We start from the raw sequence: 21,938 nt of genomic DNA, 5'->3' as shown, positions 1-21,938 counted from the left end.
GGATCCAAGTTAAGGCAGCCGCGCGGCACAGGTCAAGGCGGGAATCGCCCGGCGCAGCGACGGAGTTGGCTCGGAGTCCGGGCGGATCCGGGAGCCCATCGACGCGCACCGCCCCGCCGCACGCACGACGGACGCACCACTTGACGCGCCACGCGCTCGCTTCCTAAGTTGTCCATGGATGTGAATGTCGTCCATGAACTTGATGTGTCGCGCATGTACCGAGGAGATCAGCGAATGCCCGCTCCCCGCACCGTCCTGCTCACCGGCGCCGCCGGCGGCCTCGGCACCCTGATGCGCGGCCTGCTGCCCGCGTACGGCTACGAACTCCGCCTCTTCGACCTCACCCCCATCGAGGGCGAGCCGGACGCGATCACGGCCGACCTGGGCGACAAGGAGGCACTGCGCGAGGCGGTGCGCGGCGTCGACGCGATCATCCACCTCGCGGGCATCTCGCTGGAAGCCTCCTTCGACAAAATTCTGCGGGCCAACATCGAAGGCACCTACAACCTCTACGAGGCCGCGCGCGAGGAGGGTGTCCGGCGCATCGTGTTCGCCTCCTCCAACCACGCCATCGGCTACACCCCGCGCCCGCTCGCGGGCGACCCGATGATCCCGATCGGCACACCGCGCCGCCCCGACACGTACTACGGCCTCTCCAAGGCGTTCGGCGAGGACCTCGCCCAGCTCTACTGGGACAAGCACGGCGTCGAAACCGTGTCCGTGCGCATCGGCTCCTGCTTCATGGAGCCGACGTCGGTGCGGATGCTGTCCGTCTGGATGAGCCCCGGCGACGGCGCCCGGCTCTTCCACGCGGCACTCACCGCCGAGGAGGTCGGCCACACCGTGGTCTACGGCTCCTCCGACAACACCCGCCTGTGGTGGGACCTGACGACGGCCCGATCGCTCGGATACGAACCGCAGGACGACTCCGAGCAGTACGCGGAGAAGCTCATCGCCGAACAAGGCGAACTCGACCCGGACAACCCGGACCACGCCAACGTCGGTGGCCACTTCGTCACCAACCCGCCGATCTGGCCCTACTAGGGTCCTGCGTTCGGATCAGGCCGGATCAGGGAGCGGCCCGCCGCGGAGCGGCTGATGTCACCGTGGTGCGTGCAGCTGCACGGCGGAGTAAAGAGCCGACGCGGAGCGCATGGGGTCTCCCCTGCTCGAGCGAAGCCGAGAGCCGGTGGAGGACCGACGACAACGCGGCAGATGCACGTGCCAGGCCCCGCGAGCCCAGCATGATCCGAACGACAGGCCCTGGTCCGGAAATTCGCGCGACGGCATCCGGTGCCGGCGGGCACCATACGGCCATGCCGAAGCCTTCCGGATTCCAGTACGAGCAGCACGGCGACGCGAGCGTCACGATCACCCACCACGGCCGCCCTGCGGGCACCCTGCGCGGCGGCCGGGCGGAGAAGTTCCTGGCCGAAGCGGTGTCCGGCGACGCCCAGCTCGTCATGGCGCGCTGGACGGGCGCGTACAAGCACGGCAACGAACGCACCGCCCGCGACCACCCCCGCAACCGGGCACGCGGCGGGCGCTGATCCGTACGGAGCAAGCCTGCAAAGGTAAGGGAACGGCAAAGCCGGGTCGTTCGTTACCCGGGACATGACCGCAATGACCCCCGGCTCGAACATCCCTCTCTCCGCCGCCCGCGTGGCGGTGGACGTCGCCGCCCCGGTGCGGCTCGACGTCTCGGGCCTGCTGCTCACCGCCGACGGCAAGGTGCGCTCCGACGACGACTTCATCTTCTACAACCAGCCCGCGGGCCCCGGAGTGACCTACCGCTCCGGCGGCGGCGCGGCTCCGGACGCGATCGTGGTGGACACCACGGCGGTGCCGCCCGGCATCGAGAAGATCGTCGTCACGGCGAGCCCGGACGCCGCGGGGCAGACCTTCCAGGGCATCGAACCCACCGCCACGGTGCGCAACGCGGACGACAACAGCGTGCTCGCCACCTTCACCCCGCCCCGGCTGGGCGCCGAGACGGCGCTCGTGGTCATCGAGGTCTATCTCCGCAATGGCGCCTGGAAGGCCCGTGCGGTCGGCCAGGGCTACGCCAACGGGCTGGCGGGCATCGCCACGGACTTCGGTGTCTCGGTCGAGGAGGAGCCCGCCGCGCCGCCCGCCCCGGTCGCACCCCCGATGCCCGCCGCCGCACCCATGGACCCGCGGATCGCCGCTCCCCCGGCCCCGGCCGCCCCGCCGGCCCCGCCCGCCGCCGCCCCGGCGCCCGCCGGCTCCGGAAAGATCAACCTCGACAAGGGCCGCGTCAGTCTCCAGAAGAACCAGACGGTGTCCCTGGTCAAGGGCGGCCGCCCGCTGCTCTCCCAGGTCAAGATGGGTCTCGGCTGGGAGCCCGCGTTCCGCGGCAAGGACATCGACCTCGATGCCTCGGTGATCGCCTACGGACCCAACCGCAATCATCTGGACAGCTGCTACTTCGGCAAGCTCTCCATCCTCAACGGCGCGATCAAGCACTCCGGCGACAACCTCACGGGCGAGGGCGCGGGGGACGACGAGGTGATCGTCGTGGACCTGGGCCGGATCCCCCCGGAGGCGACGGGGCTGGTCTTCACGGTGAACTCGTTCACCGGCCAGAAGTTCACCGAGGTCGCCAAGGCCTACTGCCGGCTGATCGACGCGGCCACCGGTGAGGAGCTGGTCCGCTTCGACCTGACCGGCGCCGAGCCGCAGACCGGCGTGATGATGGCGAAGCTGATCAAGCAGTTTTCCGGCGAGTGGGAGATGACGGCGATGGGCGACTTCGTGAAGTCGCGCACGGTCCGCGGCATGGTCAAGCCCGCCGCCCAGGCGCTGTAGCACCGGCGCCGCACCGCTCCGGGAACGGCTTCCGGGGCACCTGCTCGATGCGCAGGTGCCCCGGAAGGGGAGAGCGGGACGGGCGTACGCAGGCGCTCGCCGGCCCTCTCAGAGCTTGGTCAGCTTGGAGTACGGGCTCAGGATCCTCCCCTGTCGCCCCGAGAAGTCGATGAGCACTGCGTCGTTGTCGCCCTCGACAGCGAGGACTCGACCGAGTCCGAACTGGTCGTGCGACACCCTGTCGCCCACATCGAAGCATTCGACCGGTGGGGCCGCCTGGGCCGGGCGGTTGAAGGGACTGGAAGGCAGGTGACGCCGGGATCCGGCTGACTGTTTCATTACGTTGAGTATGCGCCTCCGGGACGCCCGACGCCATGCCCGACCACTCCTGGGAGCCCACTGATGCCGGATTCGTAATCAGCGGATCCAGGGCCAGTCGGCGTCCCGACCCGCCTCCAGCAGGGGCACCATGCGGAATGCGGCGTCCGAAAGACCCCCGAAGGTGTGGCGGTTCTCGCTTCCGGACGGGGCGTGCCCGACCCGGTATCCGGCCAGATTCCAGGTGTACACGGGCACCCGTGCGGGGACCGCCTCGGTGGCATCGCCGTAGTACGTGAAGGACGCCTGCTCGTCCGTGACGATCAGCACCCGGTCGTGGCCGCGGTAGTGCCGGCGGACCGCCTCCGCGGTATTGGTGCCACCGAGATCACCGAACCGGTCCAGGATCTTCAGCACGGACTCGCCCCCGCGAAAGGTCACCGGTGCGCTGTTCGTACCGAATTCCACCAGATCGGCATCGGCGGCCCGCAGCGCGAGTGCCGCACCGAAGATCGCGGCGGCGTCGGCCCGGTTCAGCTGCGACCGGTCCGAGAGCGGCGACCACATCGAGCCCGAGCGGTCGACCAGGATCAGCGTCCGCCCCCGCAGCACCGGAACGTTCGCGAGGGAGTGGCCGAGCGCCTGCTCCAGCGGGTACGCCCAGCGCAGCGACGGGGCGTGCCGGTACGCGGCGAGGTAGCGGAACGGGAACTGCCGCGATGCGGCGACCACGGCCGGGTCGGAGATCTTCGCCGCCACCTGCGCGGCGACCTCGTCCGAGACGCCCGCCTCGTCGAAGTTCCGCAGATTGCGGACGAGTGCCATCGCCCCCATCGAGGGTATGACCGCTTCCCATGCCGCGGCGTCCATCGGACCCTGCAGCCAGCCCGCGAGGGCCTCCCAGGTCATGCCCGCCGCGGCCAGCCGGTCCGACCCGTCGGGCGTGATGATCACGGACCGCCGCTCGTCGGCCGGCAGCTCCATCAGCGCCCGGTGGGCGGTGAGGGTGCGGTTCGAGGCAGGCGGCACCGCCGCGGCCGGGTGATGCCGGCGGTCGAGCGCGTAGCGGAACAGCTCGCCCTGCCAGGTCTTCTCCGGGTCGGGCGCGGCGTGCACCAGGTTCAGGATGTCGCCGAAGCGGTAGCCCTTGGACACGGTGTCGTACTTCAGCAGCGACTTGCCGTTGTAGAGGCGGCGCACGGCGTCGGCGATCCCGCGCTTGACGGGCTTGGGCACGCTGCGGCCGTACTGCGACGTCCAGTACCCCAGCAGCTCACCCGGCTCGTCGGCGCGCAGCAGGACGGAGTCGACGACCTGCCGGTTGGACGGCCCGTCCTCGGCCCCCGCGTCGAGGCGGGCCTTCACGTACTCGGCGGCGCCGACGATCGCCGCGGTCCGCATCCCGCCGTCGCGGCGCAGCCATCCCAGCAGTCCGGCGGTCCAGTCGGGGTCACCCACCGCAAGGATGCGTACCAGCGTGGCGAATCGGCTGTCGCGCTGTTCGGCATTCTCGTAGAACGTCTGCTGCGAGACGAAATTGGCGACCGCAAGCAGGAAAAGTTCCGAACGGTTGTCCCGGAGATATCCGCGGCCACCCGCATGGGTGGGTGCGGTGCGCCCGGTCGACTTCACGGGCGATGCCGTCTTCGGCTTGGTGGTACGGGTGTTGAAGCGTGCCATGGCGAATTCCCCCGAATTCGTTGGGGGAAGACACAGCGCACCTGTGCCCGAGGCCAGGAGTCGGCGACGGGCTTGCCTGATGCTCTGTCCATTGAGCTACCGGCCGTGGCCGGGCGGGACTCGAACCCGCAACCGTCAGGTCCGGGAAGTATCCGTCACCTGCGCACCGGGCACCCGATGCTGTGCCTCCCGAGATCAAGGTCGGCGACGGCAGAACTTGTTCGAAGAAGTAGCCGTAGCCTGCGCACCGGGAGGTGCGTGCAATTTCTTTGAGCTGTACGTGCCCAGAGATCACAGTCGGCGGAACCGACGAAGGTGCTCTGCCCACTGAGCTACACCGGCTCGAAAGCCGATGGCGGGACTCGAACCCGCGACATCCCCATTAAGAGTGGAAGTAGGTCCTGCCTGCGCACCTGGGCACAGACAGGACCTTAGAAGAGCGGCCTCCGGACGCGCGACGGGTTTTTCCGCGCGTCCGGACGGTGCGTCAGTGCCGGTTCGGCTGGCGCTTCCACGGGCCGGTGATGGCGAGCATGATGCCGGGCGTCTGGATGTTGGCGAACAGCGTCTTCCCGTCGGGCGAGAAGGTGACTCCGGTGAACTCGCTGTACTCCGGCTCCTCGGCCGTGCCCGCGTTCAGCTCGTTGCGCGCGATCGGGTACGTGCGGCCGCTCTCCGTGGCCCCGAAGAGGTGCTGAACGCCCTCGCCGTCCTCGGCGATGACCAGACCGCCGTACGGCGAGACGGTGATGTTGTCCGGGCCGTCGAAGGCACCGTCCTTCGACGGGTCGGCGTTGACGCCGAGAAGCACCTTCAGCGTCAGCGTGCGGCGCTTCGGGTCGTAGAACCAGACCTGGCCGTCGTGCTGGACGGGGCTCTCCCCGCGGGCGAACGAGGAGACGATGTAGACGCCGCCGTCGCCCCACCACATGCCTTCGAGCTTGCGGGCGCGGGTGACGTCCTGGTCGCCGAACTGCTTGCGCACGGAGACGGACTTGGCGTCACGGTCGACGACGTCGACCCAGTCCACTCCGTACACCGTGCCGATCTTCGTGGCGCGGGACAGGTCGTCGACGAACTTGCCACTGCTGTCGAAGCACTTGGTGGCCTGCAGGACACCGGCGTCGTCGGCGAGCGTGCGGAGCTTGCCGCGGCCGTGCTTGAAGCCGTGCGGCGGAACCCAGCGGTAGAGCAGTCCGTTGGGGCCGGCCGCGTCCTCGGTCAGGTAGGCGTGGCCGAGCTTGGGGTCGATGACGACGGCCTCGTGGGCGTACCGCCCGAACGCCTTGATCGGGCGCGGGTCGCGGTTGGCGCGCTTGTCGTACGGGTCGACCTCGAAGACGTAGCCGTGGTCCTTGAGCAGACCGTTCTTGCCGGCCTTGTCCTCGGTCTCCTCGCAGGTGAGCCAGGTGCCCCACGGGGTGGCACCCCCGGCGCAGTTGGTGGACGTGCCGGCGATGCCGACCCACTCGGCGGTGTGGCCGTCGCGGCGGGTCTCGACGACGGTGCAGCCACCGGCGGCGATCGGGTCGTAGACGAGGCCCTCGGCGAGCGGGACGGGGTGCTCCCAGCCGGCCCGCGTGCCGCTCAGCTCGTGGTTGTTCACGAGCAGAGTGACGCCGCGCGGGCCTTCGAAGGCGGCCGTGCCGTCGTGGTTGGAGGGGGTGGACTCGCCGGACTCCAGGGTGGTGACACCGCTGTGCGTGATGATGCGGTACGAGAATCCGGCGGGCAGCGCGAGTATGCCCTTCGGGTCGGAGACGAGCGGCCCGTAGCCGGGCCCGTCGCTGTGACCGTGCTCGTGGTCATGACCGTGGTGGTCGTCGTGGCCGTGGCCGGAGTCCTGCGCGGCGAGGGCACCAGGGGCGGTGGCCAGCGCGGCGACGGTACCGGTCAGGGCGATGCCGGCGCCGGTGAGGGCGGACTGCTTGGTGAATTCCCTGCGCGTGAAGGGCATCACGAAACTCCTGGAGCTGCTCAGACGGGTGTTTGCGGCCTCACGCTCCCGCCCCTGCACCAACACCAGTTGAACTCCGGGCGACTTCAAGCGGCATCCTTGCTGTGAACCTTCACAGAGTTGCCACCGCCGCTCCCGCCCGTCGGCCGGGCCGGACGGCCCGGCCGCCCCGCTCAGCCGTCCGAGCGCGACCGCGCCTTGAACGCCGCCTTCCGCGCTTCCTTCGCTTTCCTCTTGTCGCTGTGCAGCCGCCCCATCGCTTCCAGGACGTCCGCCGTCGCCGGGTGGGCGACGCGCCATGCCTCGTCGAAGAACCCGCTGTGCTGGCCGGCGAGTCCCTCGACCAGTCCCTGGAGTTCGTCGAGGTCGCCGTCCGCCTCCAGTTGGGCGGCGATCGTGTCGATGGCGAGCCAGAAGATCATCGACTCCGGCGGCGGGGGCACGTCCGCCGCGCCGCGCTCCGCGAGCCAGACCCGGGCGAGGCCGCCCAGCTGTGCGTCGTCGAGCACCGTGCGGACCGCGGGTTCCGCCTCCGCGCCGACCAGGGCGAGCGCCTGCTGGCAGTGCAGCCTGCGCAGCGGGGCCTGCTGGTCCGCGCCGCGTGCCGCGTCCAGCAGTTCGGCCGCGGCCCCGTCGCCCCCGCGCCGGGCGAGCCACTGCTCGACCTCGCTGCGGGCCGCCGCCTCGGGGTAGTACGCGATGCCGCCGAGAAGCGCGTCCGCGCCCTTGTCCGCGAGGTCACCGACGGCCGGCGCGTCGACACCGGCCTCCAGCATCCGGGCCCGGATGCCGTACAGGCCCAGGGGGGTCAGCCTCACCATGCCGTACCGGCTGACGTCCTCGTCGTCGGCGGGCGGCCTGTCCCCCTCGCCCTCCGCGCCCTGCTCCGCCTCCTCGACGAGCAGCGCCTCGTCCACCGGACGGTAGGAGACGAGCCCGATCGGTTCGAGAAGCCGGAACTGGTCGTCGAGACGCATCATCGCTTCCGACACCTGCTCCAGGATGTCGTCGGTGGGCTCGCCCATGTCGTCGGGCACGATCACCGATGCGGCGAGCGCGGGCAGCGGTACGGGTGACTCGCCGCCGTCGCCGTCGCCGACCGTGAGCAGATAGAGGTTGCCGAGCACGCCGTCGAGGAAATCGGCTTCCGCCTCCGGGTCCCAGTCGAGGGCGTCGAGGTCGATCGCGCCGTCCTCGCCGATGAGATCGGCGAAGTCGTCGAAGACGGGTGCGGTGGCGTCGGCGTGCACGGCTTCCAGGCCGTCGAGCCAGATCGCAAGGACGTCCTGCGGGGAGCCGCCGGTCAGCAGCCGCAGGTTCTCGCCCGCGGTGACGGTCCCTTCGGCGTCGTCCCCGGCCTCGTCCGCGTCCGGGTCGTGGACATCGAGGAGCCCGGTGTCGACCGCGAGCCGCCATGCCTCGCTGGCCTCGGCCGCACCGTCCTCGTCCTCGGCCAGCCCGAGGTGCTCGGCCGCCGCGGGCAGCTGCGCATCGACGAGCTCGCCGCCGGCGCCGACCCGGGTCCCGGGTCCGGCCCAGCGGGCGAGCCGGACGGCACGGGCGAGCAGCGGCGCGGCGAGCGCGTCCCGTGCCAGCTCCGCCTCGGTGTGCAGCCGTACCGGCGGCAGGGTGGGGCGCTCTGCGGACATCAGGATTCTCCTCGGGCGTACAGGGGTCAGTCCGGCCGCTCAAGCGTAGACGCATTTCGCCCGATGCCACTTGGTTCACGCAACGGACGGCATCCTGCTGCGCGGCGGACCCCGGCAACTCCCGTGCACGAGGTGGGGATTGATGCACATCCACCTCTCTTCCCCCTCACGGCCGTCCCCCTCACCCGGTGTCCTGGAGCGGTGGAGCTCGTAGGTGTGCGGTCCGGGCCGCCGGATGTCGGCGCGGCTGCGTCGACGAGGGCCGCACCGTTGTCCGGCTACGGAGCGCCGAGGCACCCGTGCCAGACTCCGGGCATGATCCTTCGTACCGCCACCCGCGCCGACCTGCCCGCCGTTCTCGCGCTCCTCGCCGACGAGGAGCGGGTCGTCGACCCGGCCTCGGTCGTGGTCGACGAGGCGTACGAGAGGGCCTTCGCCGCCATCGAGAGCGACCGGCGCAACGAGCTGCTGGTGCTGGTGGAGGGCGAAACGGTGCTGGGCTGTCTGCAGGCGACGTACATACCGGGACTCGGCAAGCACGGCGCGGAGCGGGTCCTGATCGAGGCGGTACGGATCCGGGCCGACCGGCGGGGCGGCGGACTGGGGCGGGAGCTGATGAAGCGGGCCGTCGACCGGGCCCGGCTGCGGGGGTGCGGGCTGGTGCAGCTGACCAGCAACAAGCGGCGCACGGACGCGCACCGGTTCTACGCGTCGCTCGGCTTCGCCCGCAGTCACGACGGCTTCAAGCTCGCACTCTGATCCCCGCCGGGCGCTACCGGGGCGGATCGGGGCGCCAGGCGGTCATGTTCAGCTCGTCGAGCAGCCGCACGTCGCTCCCCTCCAGCGGGAACGTGCGCGCCTCCAGCCCCGGGGCCGGTGCGATCTCCAGTGCGTCGCCCTCGATGAGGTCGCCGCCGGTCGGGGTGGACACCCAGGCGAGCAGCGCGGTGAGCGTCTTCCCCGGCTTCAGCATGACCTCCATCGGTCCCCGGTCGGTCCCCATGTACGAGGAGGCCGGGTTCACCGGGACCGGCAGCGGTTCGCCCTGGTCGTCCAGGGCGCGGACGGACGGGTAGCCGTTCACCCGGAACGGTTTCCTGCCGCAGTTGGTGAGTGTGAGCGACACGGCCCGGTGGCCCAGCGCCGCCTGGACCTCACCCATGTCCACGACGACGCCGGAGGACGGACAGTCGCCGGCGGCGACCGCGCCCGGAGTGGGCGTGGCACGGGGGGTGCGCCCCGTGGGGGGCCGGCCGGAGGGCGTGGGCAGGCCGGACAGATCCAGCTCGTCCGCGTGCACGCCCGGTGGGTACGACCTGCTCGGTGTCGGCTCCGGCTCCCCCTCGCCCGCCGGTACGAGAAATCCGGCGCATCCCGACAGCATCAGGGTCAGCGCCCCCGCCAGGCAGGCGCCCGCCGCCGCCCGCCGCGCTCCGGTACCCGCTTCAGTACCCGCCGGTCCCCGCATGATCGTGCACCCGCCCCGTGTCGGCCCGCCGCATGGTTGTTCGATCATGCCAGAGGGCTTGCCTCCCCCACCGATTGTTGAGCATTTGTTGGCCTTCGCCGCAAGAAAATCTAAGTGGACCTTCACGGTCAACAGGCGGACACTTCGGACATGACAGCCCATGAAGCCCTCGCAGCCCCCGCAGCCCCCTTCGGCCGCGCCCTCTGCGCCATGATCACGCCGTTCACCGCCGACGGCGAGCTGGACCTGGACGCCGCCGGGAAGCACGCCGCCGGTCTCGTCGCCGACGGCTGCGACGGTCTGGTGCTCAGCGGCACCACCGGCGAGTCCCCGACCACCACCGACGCCGAGAAGACCGCACTGCTGCGCGCCGTCCGGGATGCGGTCGGCGACGGGGTGCCGCTGGTCGCCGGGGTCGGCAGTGCGGACACCCGGCACACCGTGGAGCTGGCCCGGCAGGCCGAACGGGCCGGCGCGGACGGACTGTTGGTCGTGACGCCGTACTACAGCAGGCCTCCGCAGGCCGCAGTCGAGGCACACTTCCGGCGCGTCGCCGACGCAGCCGGTGTTCCGCTGATGCTGTACGACATCCCCGGCCGCACCGGCACCCGCATCGAGCCGGCCACCCTGCTGCGGCTCGCCGAACACCCGCACATCGTGGCGGTGAAGGACTGCGCGTACGACCTGCTCGGCTCGACGAAGGTGATCGGCGCGACCTCGCTCGCGTACTACTCGGGCTGCGAGGAGCTGAACCTGCCGCTGTACGCGGTGGGCGCGGCAGGCTATGTGAGCACGGTCGCGAATGTGGCGCCCGGGCAACTGCGGGCGGTCCTGGACGCGTTCGACGCCGGGGACACGGCCGGGGCCGCCCGGCTCAATCAGCTGATCCTGCCGCTGGCCGAGTTGATGATGGCGTCGGGCCTGCCCGGCACCGTGACGGCCAAGGCACTGCTCGGTGCCGGACCGGTGCGCGAACCGCTGCAGCCCGCCGGACGCGGGGCGACCGACGGGCTGCGGCGGGCGTACGAGGAGCTCCTCGCCGCTACACGTTAGTTGTGGCTGTGCAGGATCTCGTTGAGGCCGTCCCACACCGCGTTGTTCGGGCGGGCTTCGACGGCGCCGGTGACCGAGTTGCGGCGGAAGAGGATGTTCGAGGCACCGGAGAGTTCCCGCGCCTTGACGATCTGGCCGTCCGGCAGCGTGACCCGCGTGCCGGCGGTGACGTACAGACCGGCCTCGACGACGCACTCGTCGCCGAGCGCGATCCCGACGCCCGCCTCGGCACCGATCAGGCAGCGCTCACCGATGACGATGCGCTCCTTGCCGCCGCCGGAGAGGGTGCCCATCGTGGAGGCGCCGCCACCGATGTCGGAGCCGTCGCCGACGACGACGCCCGCGGAGATGCGGCCCTCGACCATCGACGTGCCGAGCGTGCCGGCGTTGAAGTTGACGAAGCCCTCGTGCATGACGGTCGTACCGGCGGCGAGGTGCGCGCCGAGCCTGACCCGGTCGGCGTCGGCGATCCGGACACCCTTCGGCGCGACGTAGTCCGTCATCCGGGGGAACTTGTCGACGGAGGTGACCTGGAGGTGCAGGCCGTCGGCGCGGGCGTTCAGCCGCACCCTCTCGAGATCGTCGACGGCGACCGGACCGAGCGACGTCCAGGCGACGTTGGCGAGGAGGCCGAAGAGGCCGTCCAGGTTCTGGCCGTGCGGCTGGACGAGGCGGTGGGAGAGGAGGTGCAGACGCAGGTACGCGTCGTGCGCGTCGAGGGGCTTGTCGTCGAGCGAGGCGATGACCGTACGGACGGCGACGACCTCGACCCCGCGACGGGCGTCCACACCGATGGCCTTGGCCGCGCCCTCGCCGAGGAGGTTCACGGCGCCGTCGGGGGTGAGCCGTTCGGTTCCGGCCGGGCCGGGCTCGGCGCTGAGCTCGGGGGCGGGGAACCAGGTGTCGAGAAGGGAACCGTCGCCGGCGATGGTGGCGAGGCCGGCGGCGACGGCGCCGGTGGTGCGGGAAGTCGTGTCGGTCATGACACAGAACCTAACCGGCCGGGCACCGCCGGAGCCAACCGGTCCCGCCGGATGGTCGCGGCGCGGCCCCGGTCGCCCGGTCAGCCGGACTGTGCCTGCCGTTCGGGCGCCGGAGCCGGCGCGGGGACCACCATGCGCGCCGGCCCCCGCAGCCGCCGCGCCGCCAGCACGGCCGCCCCCGCACCGCCCGCCAGGACCGCGCACACCGGCCAGAGCAGCCCGGGCGCCGCGGCATAGAGCGCGCCGCCCAGCGGTGGCGCCAGCACCTGCCCGCTGATGGAGGCACCCCCGTACAGGCTCTGGAAGCGGCCCTGCGCGTGGGCGGGCGCCTGGTCGGCGACGTAGGCCGTGGCGGTGGTCTTGTAGAGGATCTCGCCCGCGGTCACCGACGCCATCATGGTGACGGCGAACATGACCCCGGCCCCCGGGACCAGCACAGCGAATCCCAGTCCCACCAGCAGCAGGCCGGAGCCGACGATGCTCAGCGGCGCCCGTCGGCGCAGCGCATGCGTCACGGGGAGTTCGAGACAGAGGATGACGCCGCCGTTGATGGCCAGCAGCCAGCCGTAGAACTGGGTGCTGCGGCCATGATCGGCGAGGAAGACAGGCAGGGTCGTGTACTGCTGCCGGTAGACGAGATCGACGCAGAGGATCGCGGCGAGCAGGACCAGGACGGCGGGCCTGGCCCGCAGCTCCCGCCGAAGGCCGGGCGCGTCGGGGTCACGCGGCGGCCTGGCGTGTGCGGCGCCGCGCGCCGGGAGCACCTTCGACGCGTATGCGGCGAAGAGCAGCGTCCCCAGGCCGTCGACGACGAACAGCCAGTCGTACGAGAAACGGGCGGCGACCAGCGCGCCGAGCGGCGGGCCGATGGTGAAGCCCGCATTGCTCCCGGCACGCATCAGGGCGAAGCTCTGGCGCCGGCTGCCCTCGGGCACGGTGACGGCGACGAGTGCGGCGTTGGCGGCGCGTACGACGCCCGCTGCGTACTGCGCGATCGGCAGCACCCCGTACATCGCCGCGATCGGCAGTACCGGCAGGGTGACGAGCGCCGAACCACTGACCAGCGCGCCGGCCAGAAGCATCCGGCGGTGGCCGTAGTGGTCACCGAACCAGCCACCGGTGAAGTTCCCTGCGACGAGACCGATGCCGCCGATACCGGCGATGACTCCGGCCTGCGGGACGGTCAGTCCGCGCACTGCGGTCAGATACACGAAGAGGTAGACGAAGGTGAAGCTGACCACTTGGTTGAGAAAGGCACCCAACGCCATCAGCCGCACCGTCCGCGGCACATCCCGCAGCATCCTCATCCGCAGCACCCTCCCCCAGTGAGTTTCTTTTGGGAACTGACTATGGCAGCATGACTTCCGCAGGTCAATCGAGGGATCGGGGCATGACCTGCCTCGGAAGAGAACGGAAAGGGCGAAGCAATGGCGCAGCGCACCCGCCTGGCCGACGCCGACTGCGCGATCGCCCAGGCCCTCGATGTCGTGGGCGACTGGTGGACCCTGCTGATCGTGCGGGACACCGCGCGCGGGGTGCACCGCTTCGACGCGCTCCAGCAGGAGCTGGGCGTGTCCCGCAAGGTACTCACCGAGCGGCTGCGGCTGCTGGTCGACGCGGACGTGCTGTCCCGGGAGCCGTACCAGGACCGCCCGGTCCGGTACGAGTACCGGCTCACCCCGCGCGGCCGTGCGCTGGTGCCCGCGCTGATCGCGCTCCAGGACTGGGGCGACACCTGGGTATTGGGAGACGGAGAGATGATGGCGACGACCGCGGAGGCGTCAAGGGAGGCGGAGCGGGTGCGGTCTCTGGTGGGCACGCGCCTGCCCGAGCTGCAACTACTCGACTACGACGGCGTGTTGCGTGATCCGGTCGCCGACACCCCGTACACCGTCCTGTACTGCTTCCCGAGCGCGTACGCCCGCCGGGACGCCTATCCGCCGGGCTGGGCGGAGATCCCGGGCGCGCGTGGCTGCACCCTCGAATCCTGTACGTACCGCGACCAGCTGGCCGAGTTCACGGCAGTGGGGGCGAGCGTGCGCGGCGTGTCCACCCAACGGCCCGATGAGCAGCGGGCGTTCGCCGACGCGGAGGGGCTGCGCTTCCCGCTGCTGTCCGACGCGGAGCTGGAGCTGACTGCGGCGCTGCGACTGCCGACGTTCCGGGCGGCGGGGGTCAGCCGGCTGAAGCGGCTGACTCTGGTGGTGGACCGGGACCGGACCGTGCGCGAGGCGCTGTATCCGATCACGGACATCGAGGCGAGCGTGCAGGCGGCCTTGGCGGCGGTCAGCCGATGATCCGCGCCAGCATCTCCCGTGTGTACGCCGCGTCGTAGCTCCCCCCTGTCAGCAGCACCTGCAGACAGATCCCGTCCATCAGCGCGATCAGTGCCCGCGCGGTGGCCGGGTCGGTGCGCCCGGCCAGCAGCTCGGCGGTGACGTCCGTCCACTCGGCGGCGACGGGCTGCAGCACGGGTCGGCGCAGCGCCGCGAGATAGAGCTCGTACTCCAGCTCCAGGCGCCCGCGCCCGCCGGAGAACCACTCCCCCAGCAGACGGGCCAGCGCCTCGGCGAGGTCCGCGTCCGGGGCGAGGAGGGCCTCGCTCTCCCGTACGGCCCGGGAGAAGTTCTCGTTCGAGCGGCGCAGCGCGGCGACCAGCAGCTCGTCGAGGGAGGCGAAGTGATACGTCGTCGAGCCGAGCGGCACATCGGCCTCGGCGGCGACGGAGCGGTGGCTGAGCCCCGCGATGCCGCCGGCACCGACGACCCGGATCGCCGCATCGATGATGCGGTCCCGTCGCTCGGGGTCGTAACGGCGGGCCATCAGTGCGCTCCGCCCGCGTTGAGCACGACCACACCGGCGATGATCAGCGCGATGCCCACCACCTTCGCCACGCCTCCGGATTCGCCCATGAAGAGCACCCCTATGGCGGCGACCGCCGCCGTGCCGATCCCGGCCCAGATGGCGTAGGCGGTGCCCATGGACAGCGTCTTCAGGGTCTGCGCGAGGAGCGAGAAGGCGAGCAGATAGCCGAGGACGGTGATGAGCGAGGGCCAGAGCCGGGTGAAGCCCTCGCTGTACTTCATCGCCGTCGTCCCGGCCACCTCTGCTGCTATGGCCGCGGCCAGCAGTCCGTATCCCATGTGTACGAGTGTACGCATGGTTGCGTACATCCGTACACATACTGCGGCGGGCGCAGGGGATCCGCTGTCCCATCCGGGGCGCTACGGTGTCCCGACCGGTTCATGGACCCAACACACGACGGAGCAGCAGTGGCGCAGGATGCAGGGTGGGGCGGCGGTGTGCCCGGGGGCGGCGCACCGTACGGAGGAGCGCCGTACGGGGGGCCTCCCGGACCGCCGGGATGGGGTGGCTGGATGCCGCCGCCCAGACCCGGAGTGATACCGCTGCGCCCCCTCGGTCTCGGGGACATGATCGGCGGGGCGTTCTCCACGATGGGCCGCTACTGGAAGCAGCTGTTCGGCATCGGCGCGGCCGTGTACGGCGGGGCGCTGGCCGTGGTCGGGGCCGCGGTCGCGGTCGCGTACTCCGCGGTCGGTGACCATCTGCACCGGGTCATCGAGCTCTCGTCGGAGGAGAACGCGCGCACGGAGGACGTCGTACCACTGGTGATCGCCCTCGGTGCGATCTGGCTGGTGGTCGTGCTGGCGCTGGTGCTCAGTACGGCGATGATGTACGCGACGGTTCCGGCGGTGCTGCAGGACGCGGTCCTGGGCCGGCCGACCACATTCGGCATCATCTGGCGCCGGGCCTGGGCGCGGGTCCCGGCCGTGATCGGCACGGTGTTCCTGACCTACCTGATCGCGGTGGTCCCAGTGGTGCTCGTGATGGTCGGCTTCATCGCCACGATGATCACCGCCATCACCCTGGACAGCGGATCCGGCGCCGGGGCGCTGGTCGCGCTGGGCTTCGTGGGCGCTCTGCTCACCGCCCCGCTGGCGACCTGGCTCTGGGTGAAGTTCGCGCTGGCCCCGGCGGCCGTGGTCTTCGAGCGGCAGCGCCCGGTCGCGGCGCTGCGCCGCTCCGCGCAACTGGTGCGCGGGGACTGGTGGCGGATCTTCGGGATCTCGCTGCTGGCCTTCGTCATGGCGGCCGTGGCGAGCTACTTCATCCAGCTGCCGTTCTCGATCTTCGGCATGTTCTCCAGCATGGTCGGTACGTCGAACCTGGGCTCCGACCCGAGTCCCGCGGCGGTCGTCGCCGCGATGAGCGGCTACCTGGTGACCATGCTGCTCGGCCAGCTGGTCGGGCAGCTCGTCTCGGCGACGTTCCCGCAGCTGGTGATCGGGCTGCTGTACGTGGACCGCCGGATGCGCAACGAGAACCTGGGCCCGGTCCTCGCCGAAGCCGCTGCCGTGCCCCCGCAGTTCGGCCCCTGAGCACGCTACGCACCTCTGCGGTCCGGCGCGTGAGCACGGGCCGGACCGCAGCTCAGTCGATGAGCGAGTTCTTCGGGCTCAGCACGCAGAACTCGTTCCCCTCCGGGTCCGCCAGCACCGCCCAGCCCGTATCGGCCTGCTGACCGACATCCACCCGGGTGGCGCCGAGCCCGACGATCCGCCCGACCTCGGCCGTCTGGTCGTCGGGGGCGAGATCGATGTGCAGCCGGTTCTTGAGGGTTTTCCTCTCGGGCACAGGGACGAAGGTGATGCCGGGCACGGCGTCCTTGTCGGCACCGATGACGATTTCGTCGTCGGTCTCGAAGAGCACCTTCCAGTCGAGCACCCGGCACCAGAACCGGGCCTGCGACGGCAGATCGTGGGCGTCGACGACGAGGGAGTAAAAGGAAACGGCCATGCCCGCCAGTCTGCCCGGCGGACACGGCCGTTCGCAGGTCCCGGCGCGAAACCGCGCGCGTCCGTCAGCTGCTGACGGTGAACCAGACCGAGCGGGACTTCTTCCACTCGGCGTGGTCGAGGTCCTTCGCCTCCGTGCCGTCCCCGTACAGATCGGCGGAGCCGGCGTCCGTGATCAGCTGGGCCCGCGCGCCCGGAACCGTCAGGTCCGGCACGTCGACGACGGCCTCCCAGCCGCCCGGGTCGGCGGTCGGCAGATCGAGCCGCTTGACGGGCGCGTGCCCGGCGACACCGTCCCAGGAGTAGAGGGCGTACGGGTCGGAGTTGTCGTCGGCCGCCCACGAACCGGCCACGATCAGATACCGGTCGGCGGCGTTCTTCCGGATGTCGCGGATGCTGAGCCCGCCGAGGTCCAGCTCGATCGGCGTGCCGATGACCGCCTTCGCCCCGCTGCCGGCCACCTTGTCGAAGTTCGTGACGGGCACGATCAGTGCCTTGCCGCCGCTCTTCGGCGGTACGAGCGGCGCCCGGAAGCCGAGGTACGCGGTGGTGGTCGAGCCGGGTGCGAACTCCAGGCCCTCGATGTTGAACCCGTCGATCTGCTTGGGCACTTCGCCGTCGGCCGTCCCCGCGGCGAAGCCGTACCGGTTGCCGTTCGCCTTGTCCCAGGCGTGCCTCTCGTCGGCGTGATGTCGACGAGTAGGTTCCGGTTCCCGTGCCAACGCAGGACACACGTCATGCGTACAGCAGACGAACAACGCGGGACGGCCCCCGGCAGGAGCCGGGGGCCGTCACACGGGTGCAGTCGGCTCAGACGTTGAAGCCGAGTGCGCGCAGCTGCTCGCGCCCGTCGTCCGTGATCTTGTCCGGACCCCACGGCGGCATCCAGACCCAGTTGATCCGCAGCTCACTGACGAGGCCGTCGGTCGCGGACTTCGCCTGGTCCTCGATGACGTCGGTCAGCGGGCAGGCCGCGGACGTCAGCGTCATGTCGAGGGTGGCGATGTTGGCGTCGTCGATGTGGATGCCGTAGATCAGGCCCAGGTTGACGACGTCGATGCCCAGCTCGGGGTCGACCACGTCGTACAGAGCCTCGCGGACCTCCTCCTCGGAGGCCGGCTTGCTCAGGGTCTCGTTCTCGCTCATGCGGTCTTCCCTTCGGACAGCGCCTGCGCCGTCGCATCCTTCCACGCCATCCAGCTCAGCAGAGCGCACTTGACCCGGGCCGGGTACTTCGAGACACCGGCGAACGCGACCGCGTCCTCCAGCACCTCCTCCATCGCGTCGTCCGGCTCCAGCTGGCCCTTCGACTGCATCAGCTCCAGGAAGGTCTCCTGGATCTTCTGCGCGTCGCCCAGCTCCTTGCCGACCAGCAGCTCGTTCAGCACGGAGGCGGAGGCCTGGCTGATGGAGCAGCCCTGACCCTCGTACGACACATCGGCGATGGTCTCGCCGTCGTACTTCACCCGGAGCGTGATCTCGTCGCCGCACGTCGGGTTGACGTGGTGCACCTCGGCGTCGCCGTCCCGCAGGCCGCGCCCGTGGGGGTGCTTGTAGTGGTCCAGGATCACTTCCTGGTACATCGAATCAAGCTTCACCAGTCAACCCTCAGCCGAAGAAGTTCCGTACGTGCTCCAGACCGTCCACCAGGGCGTCGACCTCGGCAGGCGTGGAGTACAGATAGAACGACGCTCGCGTCGTCGCAGGAATTCCGTACCGCAGGCAGACCGGCCGTGCGCAGTGGTGTCCGACCCTGACCGCGATGCCCTGCTCGTCGAGGACCTGGCCCACGTCGTGCGGGTGGATGTCGCCGAGCGTGAACGAGATCGTGGCGCCGCGGTCCTCCGCGCTGGACGGACCGATGATCCTGAGGTCCGGGACCTCCAGGAGACGCTTCACCGCGTACTCGGTGATCGCGTGCTCGTGCTGGAAGATCTTGTCCATGCCGATCGCCGAGAGGTAGTCCACGGCCGCGCCGAGGCCGACGGCCTGCGCGATCGGGGGCGTACCCGCCTCGAACTTGTGCGGCGCCGGGGCGTAGGTCGACGAGTGCATCGACACGGTCTCGATCATCTCGCCGCCGCCGAGGAACGGCGGCAGGTCCTCGAGCAGCTCGTGGCGGCCCCAGAGGACACCGATGCCGGTCGGGCCGACCATCTTGTGACCGGTGAAGGCCACGAAGTCGGCCTGCAGCGCCTGCACGTCGAGCACCATGTGCGGGGCGGCCTGCGAGGCGTCGATGCAGACCAGCGCGCCGACCTGCTGGGCGCGGCGGATGATCTTCTCGACCGGGTTGATCGTGCCCATGATGTTGGAGACCAGTGTGAAGGAGACGATCTTCGTCTTCTCCGTGATGATCTCGTCGATGTTGGACAGGTCGAGGCGGCCGTCGTCGGTGATGCCGAACCACTTCAGCTTCGCGCCGGTGCGCTGCGAGAGCAGCTGCCACGGCACGATGTTGGAGTGGTGTTCCATCTCCGTGGTGACGATCTCGGTCTCGTGGTCCACCCGGTAGGGCTCGTCGGCCCAGCCGAGCATGTTCGCCACCAGGTTGAGCGACTCCGAGGCGTTCTTGGTGAAGATCACCTCGTTGCGGCTCGGCGCGTTGATGAACGCGGCGACCTTGTCACGGGCGCCTTCGTACAGCGCCGTGGCCTCCTCCGCGATCGTGTACACACCGCGGTGGACGTTGGCGTTGTGCCGCTCGTAGTACTCACTGAGAGCGTCGAGCACCTGGCGCGGCTTCTGCGAAGTCGCCGCGCTGTCCAGGTAAACGATCTTCTTCCCGTCGTGGACCGTACGATCCAGCAGGGGGAAGTCCTTGCGGATCGCCTCGGTGTCGAGGAGGCCCGGCAGCTGTGTCACGCGGAAGCGCCACCCTTCACATATGCCTCGTAGCCCTCGTTCTCCAGCTTGTCGGCGAGCTCGGCGCCGCCGGACTCGGCAATACGGCCGTTGGCGAAGACGTGCACGAAGTCGGGCTTGATGTAACGGAGGATCCGCGTGTAGTGCGTGATCAGCAGCGTGCCGACCTCGCCCGTCTCGCGGACCCGGTTGACGCCCTCGGAGACGACGCGCAGGGCGTCGACGTCCAGGCCGGAGTCGGTCTCGTCGAGGATCGCGACCTTCGGCTTGAGGAGCTCCAGCTGAAGGATCTCGTGGCGCTTCTTCTCACCGCCGGAGAAGCCCTCGTTGACGTTGCGCTCGGCGAACGCCGGGTCCATCTGGAGGTCGGCCATCGTCTCCTTGACCTCCTTCACCCAGGTACGCAGCTTGGGCGCCTCGCCGCGGACGGCGGTGGCGGAGGTACGCAGGAAGTTGGAGACCGAGACACCGGGGATCTCGACCGGGTACTGCATGGCCAGGAAGAGGCCGGCGCGGGCGCGCTCGTCGACGGTCATCGCCAGGACGTCCTCGCCGTCCAGGGTCACCGTGCCGCTGGTGATCGTGTACTTGGGGTGACCCGCGAGGGAGTACGCGAGGGTCGACTTGCCGGACCCGTTGGGGCCCATGATGGCGTGGGTCTCGCCCTGCTTCACGATCAGGTCGACGCCCTTGAGGATCTCCTTCGTGGCGTTGTCGGCCTCGACGGAGACGTGCAGGTCGCGGATTTCAAGCGTTGCCATGGGTGACTCAGGACTCCTGGGTGACGGAGACGAGCACATCGTCCCCTTCGATCTTGACGGGGTATACGGGGACGGGGCGCGTCGCGGGAAGGCCGGACGGCTTACCGGTGCGCAGGTCGAAGCTGGAGCCGTGCAGCCAGCACTCGATCATGCAGTCCTCGACCTCTCCCTCGGACAGTGAGACGTTCGCGTGCGAGCAGATGTCGTTGATCGCGAACACCTCGCCCTCGGTGCGGACCAGGGAGACCGGCGTACCGTCGAGCTCCACCCGCTTCGGGGTGTCCTCCTCCAGCTCGCTCAGCGCACAGACTTTGACGAAGGCCATCAGACGGAAGCCTTCAGCTCGGCCTCGATCTTGTCGAGCAGACGGGCCTCGACGTCCGGCAGACCGATCTGCTGGACGAGCTCGGCGAAGAAGCCGCGCACGACGAGCCGGCGGGCATCCTCGGCCGGGATGCCGCGGGACATCAGGTAGAAGAGCTGCTCGTCGTCGAAGCGGCCGGTGGCGGAGGCGTGACCGGCGCCGACGATCTCGCCGGTCTCGATCTCCAGGTTCGGCACGGAGTCGACCCGCGCACCGTCCGTGAGAACCAGGTTGCGGTTCATCTCGTACGTGTCGGTGCCCTCGGCCTTGGCCTGGATGAGCACGTCACCGATCCATACGGCGTGCGCGTCCTGGCCCTGCAGCGCGCCCTTGTAAACGGCATTGGACTTGCAGTGCGGGGTGTTGTGGTCGACCAGGAGGCGGTGCTCCTGGTGCTGGCCCTTGTCGGTGAAGTACAGACCGAAGAGCTCGGCCTCGCCCCCGGTGCCCGCGTAGGCGACCCGCGGGTGGAGCCGGACCAGGTCGCCGCCGAAGGTGACGACGATCGACTTGAAGGTGGCGTCCCGGCCGATCAGCGCGTTGTGCTGAGCGGCGTGGACGGCCGTGTCGTCCCAGTCCTGGACGGAGACGACGGTGAGCTTCGCACCGTCACCGAGGACGTACTCGACGTTGCCCGCGACGACCGCGTCACCGGTGTGGTCGATGACCACGACAGCCTCGGCGAAGGCTCCCAGCTCGACGACCTGGTGGGCGTAGGCCACACCGCCCTCGCCGTGCACGGCGATCCGGATCGGCTCGGAGAGCACGGCCTCCTTGGCGACCGTGATGACCGAGGCCTGCTCGAAGGACGAGTACGCCTGGGCGGCGACGCGGTCCACCGGGGTGCCGGCCCGGCCGAGCCGGGCGTCGTCACGGCCGACGGTCTCGACGGTGACGCCCTCGGGAGCCTCCACCGCGACCTTGACGGCGCCACCGGTCGCGACGGCGGTGCCGTCGTGCAGCCCGCGCAGCCGCTCCAGCGGCGTGAACCGCCACTCCTCCTCGCGGCCGTGCGGGACCGGGAAGTCCGCCACATCGAAGGACGGGGGCGCGCTCATGCGCGTGGCGACGGTCGACTCGGCGGCCACCGCGATGGACCCGGTGGTGGTGGACCCCGCCGGAATGTTCTGAGCCTCAGCCATGGCTGTCGTAGTGCTCGCTTTCTCTGTCAAAAAGTCGGGGGATTCGGTCGTC

At 70.3% G+C, this 21,938-nt stretch carries 23 protein-coding genes and 1 pseudogene; 7 read left to right on the top strand and 17 right to left on the bottom strand.

Annotated elements, in window-relative coordinates:
* The first annotated feature begins 234 nt into the window (after positions 1–234).
* From OG878_RS29865 to OG878_RS29855, 3 genes are all read left to right on the top strand, one after another.
* Positions 235–1,044, top strand: coding sequence for an NAD-dependent epimerase/dehydratase family protein (locus tag OG878_RS29865; RefSeq protein WP_328889646.1), 810 nt, complete (start codon positions 235–237; stop codon positions 1,042–1,044).
* Positions 1,045–1,316: 272 nt separating this feature from the next.
* Positions 1,317–1,550 (top strand): hypothetical protein, encoded by a 234-nt coding sequence (locus OG878_RS29860; RefSeq protein ID WP_328889645.1) that lies wholly within the window; start codon positions 1,317–1,319, stop codon positions 1,548–1,550.
* A 64-nt stretch (positions 1,551–1,614) separates the two neighbouring features.
* Positions 1,615–2,829 carry a TerD family protein gene (locus OG878_RS29855; RefSeq protein WP_328889644.1) on the top strand — a complete coding sequence of 405 codons (1,215 nt, stop codon included), beginning with the start codon at positions 1,615–1,617 and terminating at the stop codon, positions 2,827–2,829.
* A 108-nt stretch (positions 2,830–2,937) separates the two neighbouring features.
* Here the strand turns inward: OG878_RS29855 and OG878_RS29850 are convergent, their stop codons facing one another.
* From OG878_RS29850 to OG878_RS29835, 4 genes are all read right to left on the bottom strand, one after another.
* Entirely contained in the window at positions 2,938–3,168 is a 231-nt protein-coding gene (locus tag OG878_RS29850) for a hypothetical protein (RefSeq protein WP_014156926.1), read from the bottom strand.
* Positions 3,169–3,246: 78 nt separating this feature from the next.
* A complete protein-coding gene (locus OG878_RS29845) occupies positions 3,247–4,827 on the bottom strand; it encodes a TROVE domain-containing protein (protein ID WP_328889643.1) in 1,581 nt (526 codons plus the stop codon).
* Positions 4,828–5,314: 487 nt separating this feature from the next.
* Positions 5,315–6,784, bottom strand: coding sequence for an alkaline phosphatase PhoX (locus OG878_RS29840; protein WP_328889642.1), 1,470 nt, complete (start codon positions 6,782–6,784; stop codon positions 5,315–5,317).
* A 173-nt stretch (positions 6,785–6,957) separates the two neighbouring features.
* Positions 6,958–8,433, bottom strand: coding sequence for a hypothetical protein (locus tag OG878_RS29835; protein ID WP_328889641.1), 1,476 nt, complete (start codon positions 8,431–8,433; stop codon positions 6,958–6,960).
* Between the two features lie 315 nt (positions 8,434–8,748).
* Between OG878_RS29835 and OG878_RS29830 the strand changes: the two genes are divergently transcribed.
* Positions 8,749–9,192, top strand: coding sequence for a GNAT family N-acetyltransferase (locus OG878_RS29830; protein WP_328889640.1), 444 nt, complete (start codon positions 8,749–8,751; stop codon positions 9,190–9,192).
* Between the two features lie 13 nt (positions 9,193–9,205).
* On the opposite strand, the gene OG878_RS29825 is transcribed toward OG878_RS29830, so the two are convergent.
* Entirely contained in the window at positions 9,206–9,901 is a 696-nt protein-coding gene (locus tag OG878_RS29825) for a DUF4232 domain-containing protein (protein ID WP_443049177.1), read from the bottom strand.
* Positions 9,902–10,051: 150 nt separating this feature from the next.
* Here OG878_RS29825 and dapA point away from each other — a divergent pair, with 150 nt between their 5' ends.
* Complete coding sequence (gene dapA, locus OG878_RS29820; RefSeq protein WP_328889639.1) at positions 10,052–10,954, top strand: 4-hydroxy-tetrahydrodipicolinate synthase; 903 nt, start codon at positions 10,052–10,054, stop codon at positions 10,952–10,954.
* Here dapA and dapD read toward each other — a convergent pair.
* Together dapD and OG878_RS29810 are read right to left on the bottom strand one after the other, a co-directional pair.
* A complete protein-coding gene (dapD, locus tag OG878_RS29815; protein ID WP_328889638.1) occupies positions 10,951–11,937 on the bottom strand; it encodes a 2,3,4,5-tetrahydropyridine-2,6-dicarboxylate N-succinyltransferase in 987 nt (328 codons plus the stop codon). The two genes, dapA and dapD, sit on opposite strands and share 4 nt — an antisense overlap.
* An 80-nt stretch (positions 11,938–12,017) precedes the next feature.
* Positions 12,018–13,244: an MFS transporter gene (locus tag OG878_RS29810; RefSeq protein WP_328889637.1), complete on the bottom strand. Its 1,227-nt coding sequence runs from the start codon at positions 13,242–13,244 to the stop codon at positions 12,018–12,020.
* A gap of 120 nt (positions 13,245–13,364) precedes the next feature.
* Between OG878_RS29810 and OG878_RS29805 the strand changes: the two genes are divergently transcribed.
* Positions 13,365–14,234 carry a winged helix-turn-helix transcriptional regulator gene (locus tag OG878_RS29805; RefSeq protein ID WP_328889636.1) on the top strand — a complete coding sequence of 290 codons (870 nt, stop codon included), beginning with the start codon at positions 13,365–13,367 and terminating at the stop codon, positions 14,232–14,234.
* On the opposite strand, the gene OG878_RS29800 is transcribed toward OG878_RS29805, so the two are convergent.
* Both OG878_RS29800 and OG878_RS29795 read right to left on the bottom strand, forming a co-directional pair.
* Entirely contained in the window at positions 14,224–14,760 is a 537-nt protein-coding gene (locus OG878_RS29800; protein WP_328889635.1) for a TetR/AcrR family transcriptional regulator, read from the bottom strand. The genes OG878_RS29805 and OG878_RS29800 overlap by 11 nt on opposite strands.
* A complete protein-coding gene (locus OG878_RS29795) occupies positions 14,760–15,080 on the bottom strand; it encodes a DMT family transporter (RefSeq protein ID WP_328889634.1) in 321 nt (106 codons plus the stop codon). Before OG878_RS29795 ends, OG878_RS29800 begins: the two co-directional genes overlap by 1 nt.
* A 234-nt stretch (positions 15,081–15,314) precedes the next feature.
* On the opposite strand from OG878_RS29795, the gene OG878_RS29790 reads away from it, so the two are divergent.
* On the top strand, positions 15,315–16,337 hold the full coding sequence (locus tag OG878_RS29790; RefSeq protein ID WP_328889633.1) for a DUF7847 domain-containing protein: 1,023 nt from the start codon (positions 15,315–15,317) through the stop codon (positions 16,335–16,337).
* Positions 16,338–16,389: 52 nt separating this feature from the next.
* On the opposite strand, the gene OG878_RS29785 is transcribed toward OG878_RS29790, so the two are convergent.
* The 8 genes and pseudogenes from OG878_RS29785 to sufD all read right to left on the bottom strand — a co-directional run bounded on the left by OG878_RS29785 (position 16,390) and on the right by sufD (position 21,886).
* Entirely contained in the window at positions 16,390–16,755 is a 366-nt protein-coding gene (locus OG878_RS29785) for a VOC family protein (RefSeq protein ID WP_328889632.1), read from the bottom strand.
* A gap of 64 nt (positions 16,756–16,819) precedes the next feature.
* Positions 16,820–17,437, bottom strand: a pseudogene (locus OG878_RS29780) (hypothetical protein); the annotation flags it as partial.
* A gap of 127 nt (positions 17,438–17,564) precedes the next feature.
* Positions 17,565–17,900, bottom strand: a complete 336-nt coding sequence (locus OG878_RS29775) for a metal-sulfur cluster assembly factor (protein WP_277325540.1) — start codon at positions 17,898–17,900, stop codon at positions 17,565–17,567.
* Positions 17,897–18,352, bottom strand: a complete 456-nt coding sequence (gene sufU, locus OG878_RS29770; RefSeq protein ID WP_277325541.1) for a Fe-S cluster assembly sulfur transfer protein SufU — start codon at positions 18,350–18,352, stop codon at positions 17,897–17,899. The genes OG878_RS29775 and sufU overlap by 4 nt, the downstream gene beginning before the upstream one ends.
* 10 nt (positions 18,353–18,362) lie before the next feature.
* Complete coding sequence (locus tag OG878_RS29765; protein WP_328889631.1) at positions 18,363–19,619, bottom strand: cysteine desulfurase; 1,257 nt, start codon at positions 19,617–19,619, stop codon at positions 18,363–18,365.
* Positions 19,616–20,380: a Fe-S cluster assembly ATPase SufC gene (gene sufC, locus OG878_RS29760; protein ID WP_030919835.1), complete on the bottom strand. Its 765-nt coding sequence runs from the start codon at positions 20,378–20,380 to the stop codon at positions 19,616–19,618. The genes OG878_RS29765 and sufC overlap by 4 nt, the downstream gene beginning before the upstream one ends.
* Before the next feature lie 7 nt (positions 20,381–20,387).
* A complete protein-coding gene (locus OG878_RS29755) occupies positions 20,388–20,705 on the bottom strand; it encodes a bifunctional 3-phenylpropionate/cinnamic acid dioxygenase ferredoxin subunit (RefSeq protein WP_030919832.1) in 318 nt (105 codons plus the stop codon).
* Positions 20,705–21,886 carry a Fe-S cluster assembly protein SufD gene (gene sufD, locus OG878_RS29750; RefSeq protein WP_328889630.1) on the bottom strand — a complete coding sequence of 394 codons (1,182 nt, stop codon included), beginning with the start codon at positions 21,884–21,886 and terminating at the stop codon, positions 20,705–20,707. The genes OG878_RS29755 and sufD overlap by 1 nt, the downstream gene beginning before the upstream one ends.
* Positions 21,887–21,938: the final 52 nt, after the last annotated feature.

The organism is Streptomyces sp. NBC_00316 (genome assembly GCF_036158715.1).
Lineage (GTDB): Bacteria > Actinomycetota > Actinomycetes > Streptomycetales > Streptomycetaceae > Streptomyces.
Note: the sequence above shows the minus strand (reverse complement) of the source record. Positions and strands in the feature narration are given on the sequence as shown.